At 68.1% G+C, this 11631-nt stretch carries 8 protein-coding genes and 2 pseudogenes; 7 read left to right on the forward strand and 3 right to left on the reverse strand.

The features are described 5' to 3' along the window. Positions 1-105 precede the first annotated feature (105 nt). On the reverse strand, positions 106-1512 hold the full coding sequence (locus BLU62_RS28560; protein WP_074853881.1) for a carotenoid oxygenase family protein: 1407 nt from the start codon (positions 1510-1512) through the stop codon (positions 106-108). Positions 1513-1655: 143 nt separating this feature from the next. On the opposite strand from BLU62_RS28560, the gene BLU62_RS28565 reads away from it, so the two are divergent. Further along, positions 1656-3236 carry an adenylate/guanylate cyclase domain-containing protein gene (locus BLU62_RS28565; protein ID WP_074853882.1) on the forward strand — a complete coding sequence of 527 codons (1581 nt, stop codon included), beginning with the start codon at positions 1656-1658 and terminating at the stop codon, positions 3234-3236. A gap of 4 nt (positions 3237-3240) precedes the next feature. Here BLU62_RS28565 and BLU62_RS28570 read toward each other — a convergent pair whose 3' ends face one another. Together BLU62_RS28570 and BLU62_RS28575 are read right to left on the reverse strand one after the other, a co-directional pair. Then, positions 3241-3633 (reverse strand): hypothetical protein, encoded by a 393-nt coding sequence (locus tag BLU62_RS28570; RefSeq protein WP_074853883.1) that lies wholly within the window; start codon positions 3631-3633, stop codon positions 3241-3243. Positions 3634-3834: 201 nt separating this feature from the next. Next, positions 3835-5427 (reverse strand): Na+/H+ antiporter, encoded by a 1593-nt coding sequence (locus BLU62_RS28575; protein ID WP_074853884.1) that lies wholly within the window; start codon positions 5425-5427, stop codon positions 3835-3837. Positions 5428-5471: 44 nt separating this feature from the next. Here BLU62_RS28575 and BLU62_RS28580 point away from each other — a divergent pair, with 44 nt between their 5' ends. The 6 genes and pseudogenes from BLU62_RS28580 to BLU62_RS28605 all read left to right on the forward strand — a co-directional run bounded on the left by BLU62_RS28580 (position 5472) and on the right by BLU62_RS28605 (position 11596). Continuing rightward, positions 5472-5834: a UBP-type zinc finger domain-containing protein gene (locus tag BLU62_RS28580; RefSeq protein ID WP_074854305.1), complete on the forward strand. Its 363-nt coding sequence runs from the start codon at positions 5472-5474 to the stop codon at positions 5832-5834. 74 nt (positions 5835-5908) lie between these two features. Beyond that, positions 5909-7578: pseudogene (gene purT, locus BLU62_RS28585) on the forward strand (formate-dependent phosphoribosylglycinamide formyltransferase). Between the two features lie 15 nt (positions 7579-7593). Further along, a complete protein-coding gene (locus BLU62_RS28590) occupies positions 7594-8073 on the forward strand; it encodes a DUF456 domain-containing protein (protein WP_074853885.1) in 480 nt (159 codons plus the stop codon). Positions 8074-8197: 124 nt separating this feature from the next. After that, positions 8198-9313, forward strand: a complete 1116-nt coding sequence (locus tag BLU62_RS28595) for a ferredoxin reductase (protein WP_074853886.1) — start codon at positions 8198-8200, stop codon at positions 9311-9313. Between the two features lie 8 nt (positions 9314-9321). Beyond that, positions 9322-10584 (forward strand): fatty acid desaturase family protein, encoded by a 1263-nt coding sequence (locus BLU62_RS28600; protein WP_074853887.1) that lies wholly within the window; start codon positions 9322-9324, stop codon positions 10582-10584. A 131-nt stretch (positions 10585-10715) separates the two neighbouring features. Beyond that, positions 10716-11596: pseudogene (locus BLU62_RS28605) on the forward strand (LLM class flavin-dependent oxidoreductase). Positions 11597-11631 lie beyond the last annotated feature (35 nt).

Here is an 11631-nt window from a genome sequence, read left to right on the forward strand (position 1 = left end):
GGCTCCGGACGCTCCTCAGGCAGCGGACCTGGGTGCGTCGGGCTCTTTCGGATCAGGCGGCAACCCATCCGCTCCCTGAGGAGCCCCGGAGCTTGCGGAGGGGCGTCACGAAGGGTCCGGCAGCCACGCCCCGTGGAGTCCCGCGGGCACGCGGATCGGTAGGTCCACGGTGGCGATCGGGCCGTCCTCCGGGGCGTCGGCGGTGAGCAGGTAGAACCGCGAGGTCATGTCGGTCGGATCGGTGCCGATCGCACCCCAGTAGTCGCGTTCGGCGCCCGGGATGTGGATCGGTTCGCCGATCGCGGCTCCCGGCGTCCAGACCTTCTCGGTTCCGGCCGCGAGGTCGTGGAACCACAGGCTGTCGAGGTCGCCGCTGTCCCTCGGTCCCTTCGCGACGCTGGCGATGCGGTGATGCTCCCGCGTCAGCAGCCGGTCGTCGACGCGGGGGAACTCCATGTTCGGCTCGGTGTTGCTGAGGACGGTCCTGGTGATCCCGGCATCGGGTCCGATCACCGCACGGGTCAGCGACGACGACGCGGGCGTCGGCTGGTCGGCGAAACCGCCGGGATAGGTCCACTCCACGTAGTCGACCGTCACCGAACCGTCGGGATTGTCGAAGGCGTTGGCGAAGTGCCAGACCCAGAACGGGTCGGCGTCGACCCAGCGCACCGCGGTGCCGTCCCGCGGGATCAGGGCGATGCGGGTCCCCCGTTGCGGCTGCCAGGACAGCAACGATCCGCCGCTCATCACCGACTCGAAGTCGAAGACCAGCGGGCACACGAACAGCACGATGTAGCGGCTGGTCAGCGCCATGTCGTGGATCATGATCGGCGCGTCGAGGCCGTCGACCGGCGTTGGTTTGCGGGTCGCCCGGCCGTCCGGGCCGACCACCGCCCACGTCAGGTAGGGCGCGTCGAGAACGTAGTTGAACAGCACCAGCTCGCCGGTCGACGGATCGATCTTGGGGTGCGCTGTGCTCCCGACGAACATCGCGCCGTCGCAGTCGGTGCGGGCCAGCGTTGCGAGGTCCGCAGGTGCGAGCTCGTATGGCCGGTCCGCCTCGGCCATCGCCAGCAGCCGACCACCGTGACGCACGATGTTGATGTCGGGGAGTTCGCGCACCGTCCCGGCGAGCTGGTCGCCGACCTCCGCCGCCGACGGTGTGTAGCCATCGGTGATGCCCGACCAGATCGCGTGTCCGGCATCCTCTTCCGCCAGCACCATCGGGGTGCGGACGAACCGGTTGCGATACGACGCCCGCCCGGCCTCGAAGCTGATGCGGTGCACCATCGCGTCGCCGTCGATCGGGTAGACATACGAGCCGATCGGGTCGAAGCGCAAATTGGGGCCGTTGCGCAGGTAGCTGCCGCGGAGATCGGCGGGGATCTCCCCGCTGACCGGGAGGCCGACGGCGTCGACCTCGTCGCGCTGTGGCGCGAACACGCCGGTCAGGAAAGGGTTGCGGGACATGTCGACCGGCGCGGGGCGGGTCGGGACATCGGGTGCGGTCATGGCGGTGCTTTCGGCGGCTGGGATTACTGATGTCGCTTCAGATTAGGTTGTTCGCGCAGGTCGCGCCGACGTTTCCCCAGCTCGTCGCTGAAACCGCGCGCCGCATACGGGCGGTCGCGGCCGTTGTCGTGATTAGCTTGGGCATGCTTGCGAGGCGGGGGAGCCGCGACTACGGGTCGATCCTGCTCGGCTCTGTCGAGGAAACCGGGATCAAGCAGCGCATTCGGATCCAGACGTTGCTGACCACGTCGATCGTCGTGGCGAACATCTTCGGCGCGGTGGTCGCGGCGGCGCTCGCCGCGGTCGGAATCCCGCAGCCGACCGTGTTCACCGCCGAACTGTGGTGGGTCAACTACATCGTGGTGCCGGTCTACATCCTGGCGGCGTTCGTGGTCGGGATCGGTTGGGGCACCGTCGTGGGCGTCCGGAATCTCCGGTGGGCCATTCGCGACGAGGTCCCGTCCAAACGCGACGCGCGCCGGACCATGCGTCTGCCGTGGCGGCTGTCGCTGGTGCAGGGTCTGCTGTGGGCGGGCGCCACGGTGATGCTGACGATCATGTACGGCCTCGTCGATCCGCAGCTGATCCCCAAGACGCTGTTCGTCGTCGGCATGAGCGGCGTGGTCGTGGTGGCGATCGCCTACCTGTTCATCGACTTCACTCTGCGACCCATTGTGGCCGAACTGATCTCGGCCGGATTCCACCGGCGGAAACGAACGGGTGTGAAGTCTCGGGCGGTGGTCTCGTGGATGGTCGGGTCGGCGATCCCGATCATCGGCATCCTGCTGGTCGTGGCGTTCGGGGTGGCGCGGGACGAGACCTCCAAACTCGACCTGTTCGTCGGGGTGACGGTCCTGGGGCTCACGGCACTCTTCACCGGACTGCTGCTGACGCTGCTCTCGTCGATGAGCATCACCGGCCCGATCAGTTCGGTACGTGCCGGGATGAATCGCGTGACGTCCGGCGACCTGGACAACGCAGATCTCGTCGTCTACGACGGCACCGAACTGGGTGACCTCCAGGTGGGTTTCAACTCGATGGTCGCGGGCCTGCGGGAACGAGACCGGATGCGCGACCTGTTCGGCCGGCACGTGGGCCGCGAGGTCGCGGAGGCGGCGTTGTCGTCGGACCCCGAGCTCGGCGGCACCGAACGCGTGGCCGCGGCCTTGTTCGTCGACGTCATCGGTTCGACGACCCTTGCGGCGCAACGCCGTCCGACCGAGGTCGTGGAGATCCTCAACAAGTTCTTCGCGGTCATCGTCCGGGCCGTCGAGAGCAACGACGGACTGGTCAACAAATTCGAGGGCGATGCGGTGCTCGCTATCTTCGGTGCGCCCATCGAACTCGACGACCCGGCCGGCGCCGCCCTGGCGGCGGCGCGGCGCATCGTTGCCGACCTCGCGGTCGAGGTGCCGGAACTGGCCGCGGGCGTGGGGGTGAGTTACGGGTCCGTCGTCGCCGGAAATGTCGGCGCCATCGAACGTTTCGAGTACACGGTGATCGGTGACCCGGTGAACGAGAGCGCCCGGTTGTCCGAACTCGCCAAGCGGGACCCGGCGAGCCCGCTCGCCTCGGGGCGTGCGGTCGAGGCTGCCGACCCGGCCGAGGCAGGCCACTGGCAGCAACTGGAGACGCTGTCGTTGCGCGGCCGGACGGCCGAGACGGTCGTCTACGCGGCCGCCGCCGGGGAGGAGACGACGACCGCGGAGACGGCGCTCGGGTAGGAACTCAGAGGGCGTCTTCGGAACTGATCAGGATGCCGTCGGGGCCGACGATGCTGAGGCCGAGTCCGTCGAAGACGGAGTACTTGTAACCGTTGTTGTAGGCGACGTAGTAGTAACGGCCACTGCCGTTCTCCTGCGCGTACACGCCGGACACCGGGATGCACAGAGTGTTGCCGGTGCTGCGCGCGACGCCGCGGTATTCGAGGTCGCCGTTGCCCCACTGGCAGATGGTCGCCGCCGACTTGGCGGTGACGACCGAGGTGACGGTGTACTGACCGACGTCGCACGACGGGGCGATCGGTGCCGCGGTGGCCGATGAGGTGCCGACGGCGAGTGCGCCTGCGGCGAGGGCGAGGGATGCGCCGGCCGTGGCCAGGCGGGTGTGGGTTGACTTCATGAGAACCCAAGCTAGAGCAGAGTTTTCGTCTGCAACATGGGCAGAACTACCCGCCATCGTTCGGATGGATGACCCTTCGATACGCCCTCCGCAGGCTCCGGGCTACTCAGGGAGCGGGTAACGCCCTCCGCAGGCTCCGGGCTACTCAGGGAGCGGGTAACGCCCTCCGCAGGCTCCGACCCCGCCGGCCGAGTAGCGAGGTCACACGTCGCGGTCGCCCTGTCCCTCCGCGAAGTCCAGGCGGCGGAGCGCGATACGGAGGACCTCGTCGTCGATGCGCCCGGCGTCGCGTTCTTCGATGAACACGGCGCGTTGCAGGTGCAGGAGTTCGGTGCGTATCCGCGAGCCCGCGGCCGTGGGACTCTCGCCGATCGCCTCGGGGCCGCGGCCGAGTTCCTCCCACGCCACGTTGCGCTGGGAGGTGATCCACTTGCGCATCAGGACCACCTGCATGCGGCGGGGATCGTCGTCGGCCAGGTCGGCGGCGATCTCGTCGAGTCGGTGCTCCGCTTCTCGTGAGGCCCGGTCCTGCGCGGCGGCGTACGCGAGTCGGTCCTGCGCGCGATCGTCGCCGGTGACGCCGAGCGTCCGGACCACCCAGGGCAGCGTGGTGCCCTGGATCAGCAGCGTGCCCACCACGACGACGAACGTGAGGAACAGGATCTCCGCGCGTGCCGGGAACGGTTCGTGCGCCTCGGTCATCAACGGGATACCGAACGCGGCGGCGAGTGAGACCACCCCGCGCATTCCCGCCCACGACACGATGAACACCGATGACGGCGGCGGGAGGGGTTCGTGTTCGCGAATCCGGCGGACGAACAGGCGTGGTAGGTATGCCGCCGGGTAGACCCAGATGAACCGGATCAGGATCGTGGCCGTGAGCACCGCCGCGGCGTCGATGCCGACCTGAACCCAGGACTCGCCCTCGACGCCCTCGATGATGAACGGCATCTGAAGGCCGATGAGGAAGAAGACGAAGGCCTCGAGAATGACGTCGATCGACTTGCGTACGGCCTCGTCCTGCAGTCGGGTCGCGTAGCCGAGGCGCACGGAACGCTGACCGAGGAACAGGCCGGCGGTGACCACCGCGATGACGCCCGAGCAGTGCAGTTGTTCGGCGACGAAGTAGGTGCCGAAGGGCACCAGGATCCCGATGGCGGTCTCCATCGGCGGGTCGGTCAGCCAGACCCGCACCCACGAGACCGCCATGCCGAAGACGAGCCCGACCACGAGTCCGCCGATCGCCGCGATCGCGAAGGTCAGCAGGCCCTGTCCCAGGGAGGTGGTCAGGCCGACCGCGGCGCCAAGCGCGATCCGGAACGCGGTGAGGGCTGTGGCGTCGTTGAGGAGACTCTCGCCGCCGAGCAGCGTCATGACCCGGCGGGGGAGTCCGAGGCGGCGGCCGATCGCCTGCGCGGACACCGCATCGGGCGGGGCGACGACGGCACCGAGGACGAGCGCCGCGGACAGCGGGAGGTTGGGCACGGTGAGGTGGGCGACGATCCCGACCACGAGGGTCGTTGCCAGCGGCAATCCGACCGCGAGCATGCCGATGGCGCGCCAGTTGGCGCGGATCGCCTGGTAGGAGCTCTCCTGCGCGGCCGAGTAGAGAAGCGGCGGCAGGATCAGGAAGAGCACGAGTTCCGGGTCGAGTTCGGGCGCCGGCAGGTTGGGAATCCACCCGGCGGCCAGGCCGACGGTCACCAGGACGAGTGGCGAGGACAGTCCGTACCGACGGCAGAGAGCAGCGATGCCCACCGCGACGACCGCGACGAGTAGGAGCGATGCACCCATCCGAGCGACTGTAATCGCCGGAAGCGCCGTTGATAATGGTGACCATGCACATCTTTCGCCGGTCCTCGTCCCGCGGCGGTGACGCGTCGGGCCCGGCCCCCGGCGCCGACGACGCGTCGAACCCGTCCGCGCGCTGTCCCGAGCTGGCCGCGGTCGCGGGCGAAACGATCCCCGCGCCGGAACCCGCGCCGGGCGAGAAGCTCTGCTGCGAGGGATGTGTGGCGATCGGGGAGGACCACTGGGCGCACCTGCGGATGTGTCTGCAGTGCGGCTATATCGGCTGCTGCGACTCCAGTCCGCGCCGGCATGCGACCGCGCACTTCCACGAGGCCGCCCATCCGGTCATGCGGTCCGCCGAACCCGGCGAGACCTGGAGGTGGTGTTACGTGCACGAGGTGCTCGGTTGAGAGTCGCACCACGACACCGCGCAACCGGGTGTCACCCTGGCGGATCAGGTATTCACGACAAGTAGGATTTGGGAATGACGTCGAACAGCGACAGCGCGACCAGCGCGGATCAGCCGGCGCCGACGATCGGCCCGCCGGACGTTATCGGCACGCCGCTGAGTCCGACGGCGACCAAGGTGATGGTGCTCGGTGCGGGCGAACTCGGCAAGGAAGTCGTGATCGCATTCCAGCGCCTCGGCGTCGAGGTCGTCGCAGTGGACCGGTACGCCAACGCACCCGGCCAGCAGGTCGCCCATCATGCCGAGGTCATCGACATGACCGACCCCGAGGCGCTGCTCGCCGTCATCGACAAGCATCGGCCCGCCTACGTGGTGCCGGAGATCGAGGCCATCGCCACCGAGGCCCTCGTCGACGTCGCGGAACGTGGCGTCGCCGAGGTCATCCCGACGGCGAGCGCCGTGGTCGCGACCATGAACCGCGAGGGCATCAGACGCCTCGCCGACGAGGAACTGGGCCTCCCGACGTCGCCGTACCTCTTCGCCGACACCCTCGAGGAACTGGCCGAGGCCGCCGGGCAGATCGGCTTCCCGTGCGTCGTGAAGCCGGTGATGTCGTCCTCCGGCAAGGGACAGTCGGTCCTACGCGGACCCGACGACGTCGCGTCGGCGTGGGAGACCGCGAACACCGGCGGCCGCGTGCAGGGCAACCGCGTCATCGTCGAGGGCTTCATCGAATTCGACTACGAGATAACGCTTCTCGCGGTGCGTGCGATCGATCCGCGAACCGGGTCCCTCACCTCCCACTTCTGTGCGCCGATCGGCCACCGGCAGATCAACGGCGACTACGTGGAGAGCTGGCAGCCGCATGAGATGAGTCCGGACGCGCACGCATCCGCGACGTCGATCGCGGCGCGCATCGCCACCGCGCTCGGCGACGGAAAGCTTGCCGGCCGTGGTGTTTTCGGTGTCGAGCTGTTCGTCAAGGGGACGACGTCTACTTCTCCGAGGTCAGTCCGCGGCCGCACGACACCGGTCTCGTCACCATGGCGACCCAGCGGTTGTCGGAGTTCGAGATGCACGCCCGCGCGATTCTCGGCCTGCCCGTCGACGTCACGCTGGCGTCGCCCGGCGCCTCGGCGGTCATCTACGGACAACTCGACCAGGCCGCCATCGGATTCGAGAACGTCGCCGCGGCACTCTCGGTGCCCGAGACCGACATCCGCCTGTTCGGCAAGCCGGAGAGCTTCCACCGCCGGCGCATGGGTGTGGTCACCGCGACCGCCGACGACGTTCCCGCCGCCCGCGAACGCGCCGTGCGCGCGGCGTCGCTGGTGACGCCGGTACGCGGTCGGGCCGCGGTCCGCAAGGCGACGGTCCTGCCGCCGCCCCCGGCCCCGCCCGCACCTCCGCGCCGTCCCGGCCCACCGCCGGGACATGCCGGACCTCCGAAGGGTCCTGCCGGTCCTCCGCCCGGACCCGCGGGGCCTCCGCCCGGGCCTGCCGGTCCTCCGCCCGGCCGTCCCGTCCCGCCGCCCGGCCGTGTGCCGGCCCCCGTTCCGCGACCGGTGCCCCGGCCCACCGGCGGTCCCGGCGGTCAGCGGCCGATCGCACCTCCCGGGGCACCCCGTCCGGCCGGTCCTCCGCGCCCGGCATCCCAGGGCCAGTCCCCGGTGATGACGTCCCTGGTGAAGACCGGGGACTCCGCCGACGACGTGGCCCCCGGGTCACCCGTCGCCGGCGAGTGACCGGGATATCCACAGGTGCCGCTCTGGGGTGAGCTGCTCGTCGCGGCCGTCATCGTCGTCGGGCTGATCGGGATCGTCGTCCCGATCCTGCCCGGAACACTGTTGATCGCCTCCGCGCTGTTCGTCTGGGCGCTCGTCGTGGGCGGCTGGGCGTGGTCGGTGTTCGCCGCGGCCGTCCTGGCGCTCGTCGTGGGCGAGGTCATCAAGTACCTCGTCGCCGGTAAGTCGTTGCGCACGGACGGGATTCCGAACCGGACCGTCGTCATCGGCGGACTCGTCGGGATCGTCGGATTCTTCGTCGTACCGGTGATCGGTCTGCTGCTCGGTTTCGTCGTCGGCGCGGTGCTCTCCGAACTCGTACGCACCCGGAGTCTCGAGCAGGCGTGGCGTGGTGCGCTGGCCGCGCTGAAGGCGGCGGCCAAGACGATCGGCATCGAACTCCTCTTCGCGCTCGTCGCCACCAGTATCTGGACGGGCGGGGCCTTCGCCTGGTGAAGGTGGTCTGAGCTGCCACTTTCGGTCGGTGTGACCGCAATCACGATACAATGTGTATTGTCGTGGTCCGTTGGGTACTACCGACCGGTAACTCCAGCCGGGAGAACCACGGAGGGGGATCAGCGTGAACCTGCTCAAATGGAGCAAGCGACCGGCGGCGGACGTCGAGGCGCGCAAACCGGGGATCAATGTGCTTCGCGGACTGGTGGCGCGGGCGACCACTCCGCTGCTCCCCGATGACTATCTCCATCTGGTCAATCCGCTGTGGAGTGCGCGCGAGCTGCGGGGCAAGGTCCTCGACGTCACCAAGGAGACCGACGACACCGCGACGGTGACGATCCGCACCGGCTGGGGGTTCCCCGAGAGCTACAAGCCGGGACAGTACGTCGGGATCGGCCTGCAGATCGACGGCCGGTGGCACTGGCGGTCGTATTCGCTCACCTCGATCGGAACGTCCGAGCAGGACAAGACCATCGCCATCACGGTGAAGGCGAATCCCGACGGATTCCTGTCGTCTCATCTCGTCGACGGCGTGAATCCCGGTTCCATCATCCGGTTGCAGTCACCCAGGGGCGATTTCCATCTACCGGAACCGGTACCGGGCAAGATCCTCTTCGTCACCGCAGGTAGCGGCATCACCCCGGTCATCGCGATGCTGCGCCAGCTGAGTTCGCACGGGCAGACGCCGGACATCGTCCACATCCACTCCGCCCCCACCCGGGAGGACGTGATCTTCCTCGACGAGATGGAGAAGCTCGCCGACGAAGCCGAGCAGTACCAACTCGATCTCCAGTTGACCAGGGAGATGGGCAAATTCGACGTAGCCCGGATGGACGAGTGGGCGCCGGATTGGCGTGAGCGGGAATGCTGGGCCTGCGGGCCGGTGGCGTTGCTCGACGCGATGGAGGCGCACTACGAGGACGGCGGCCTGCGAGACCGGCTGCACATCGAACGGTTCACCATCGCCCGCACCGATCACGGCGGGGAGGGCGGCACCGTTCGGTTCTCGATCTCCGACAAGGAGGTCGAGATCGACGGTGCGACAACACTTCTCGAGGCAGGCGAGGATCTCGGCATCCAGATGCCGTTCGGCTGCCGGATGGGGATCTGCCAGACCTGCGTCGTCCCGCTGGCGGGCGGGTACGTGCGTGATCTGCGCACCGGCGAGGAACGCCGCGAAGGAGAACGAATCCAGACATGCATCAGCGCCGTGTCTGGTGAATGCACCCTCGATCTGTAGGAGGCTTCATGGCCATCACCGACATCGATCAGTACGCACATCTCACCGACAGCGACATCGAGACCCTCGGAGCCGAACTCGACGCCATCCGACGGGACATCGAGGACTCCCGCGGTGAACGCGACGCCCGATACATCCGCCGCGCCATCACTCTCCAGCGCGGTCTCGCGGCCGGCGGGCGACTCGCCTTGATGTTCAGCAACAAGAAGGTCGCCTGGGCTGCCGGTACCGCGATGCTCTCGCTGGCCAAGATCATCGAGAACATGGAACTCGGGCACAACGTGATGCACGGGCAGTGGGATTGGATGAACGACCCGGAGGTGCACTCGTCGTCGTGGGAGTGGGACACCACCTGCCCGAGCGTGCAGTGGAAGCATTCCCACAACTTCGTCCACCACAAGTACACGAACGTCGTCGGGATGGACGACGATGTGGGCTACGGAATCCTGCGTGTCACCCGGGATCAGCCGTGGGAGTGGTGGAATCTGGGCAACCCGATCTACAACCTGACCCTCGGCACGTTCTTCGAATACGGTGTGGCGCTCCATCATCTGGAGACAGAGAAGCTCCGCAACGGTGAGAAGACGTACCGTCAGGCCGCGAAGGATCTGCGGGTGATCGGCACCAAGGTCGGCAAGCAGGCCGCCAAGGACTATCTGATCTATCCGGCCCTGGCGGGGCCCCACTGGAAGACGACGATCACCGCGAACTTCACCGCCAACATCATCCGCAACTACTGGGCGTACATGGTCATCTTCTGCGGCCATTTCCCCGACGGCGCGGAGAAGTTCACCGTCGCGGAGTTCGAGAATGAGGACCAGCCGCGCTGGTACCTGCGACAGATGTTGGGCTCGGCCAACTTCAAGGCCGGCCCGCTGATGCGATTCATGAGTGGCAACCTCAGTCACCAGATCGAACACCACCTGTTCCCCGACCTGCCCAGCAGTCGCTACGAGGAGATCGGCGTGCGGGTGCGGGAACTGTGCGACAAGTACGACCTGCCGTACACGACGGGTTCGATCCTGCACCAGTACTTCCAGTCGTTCCGCACGATCGCCAAACTCGCGCTACCGAATTCGTTGCTCAAGGCGACCGCCGATGATGCGCCGGAGACGGCCTCGGAGCTTCGGTTCGCGATCCGCGAGGGGATGGCCGACAGTTTCCGCGTCGACCCGGCGACCGGTAAGCGTCGCGGACTGCGAACCGCCCTGCGGGAGCTGCGGAACTCGCCTGTGCGGGCGGCGAACGTGGGCCGGGCCGCAAGCGCCTAGGGGGCATCGGAAACCGCTGTGCCACCGCAGATGTCGCGCATCGTGACGAACGGCGCCACGATACGCGACATCTACGAAACCGTCTCCGGGGCTGCGGAGTCCATGCCAGAATGGCGGCTGTGCGCATCGGGATGACGATGCCCGTGATGGAGCCGGACCTCGACGCAGGCACCCTCCACTCGTGGGCCACCACCATCGACGACGGTCCGTTCAGCTCCCTGTGCTGGGGTGAGCGGATGGCGTTCGACAACCCCGAGTGCCTGACGTTCCTCGGTGCGGTGGCCGCGTGGACCCGGCGCGTCCCCCTGGTCATGACCGTCGTCGTACCGCAGTTGCACGACCCGGTGATGCTCGCGAAGTCGCTGGCCACCGGAGATCTGTTGTCGGAGGGCCGCCTGACGGTGGCGCTCGGGGTCGGTGGGCGTCATGAGGACTACCGGGCCGTGGGCGCGGACCCGTCCACGCAGACGATGCGGCAACTCGCCGAACGAGCCGCCACGATGAAGCGGGTGTGGTCCGGCGAGAAACTGACCGAGTCGGTGCTGCCGGTCGGTCCGCCCCCGCATCGCAAGGGCGGTCCGGTGCTACACGTCGGCACCACGGGACCCAAGACCATCCGAAGCGCCGTCGACTGGGCCGACGGCATCGCCGGGGTCACCCTCGATCTCGACGCCGTCGAGCAGAACGAACTGTTCGACGTCGCGCGCTCGGCGTGGGCCGAGGCCGGAAGGCCGGCACCGCATCTCGCGACGTCGTTCTGGTTCGCGATCGGTGACGGTGACGGTCCGCGCGTGCAGGTGACGCGGCACCTGCACCACTACATGAACTGGATTCCGTCGGAGTTCGTCGACGCCATCGCACCCACCACGGGGTGGGCGGGTACCGAGGCCGAACTCGGGAGGTGCTCCGCCGCTTCGCCGACATCGGTACCGACGAGGTACAGCTCATCCCGACGAGTACGGACCCCGATCAGCTCCGACGCGCCGCCGATGTCGTCGCGGCGTTCGCCTGACCGGTCTCGAAAACCAGAGATGCGGCAGTTGGTTC

The sequence above is a fragment of the Gordonia westfalica genome, from assembly GCF_900105725.1.
Classification (GTDB): Bacteria; Actinomycetota; Actinomycetes; order Mycobacteriales; family Mycobacteriaceae; genus Gordonia; species Gordonia westfalica.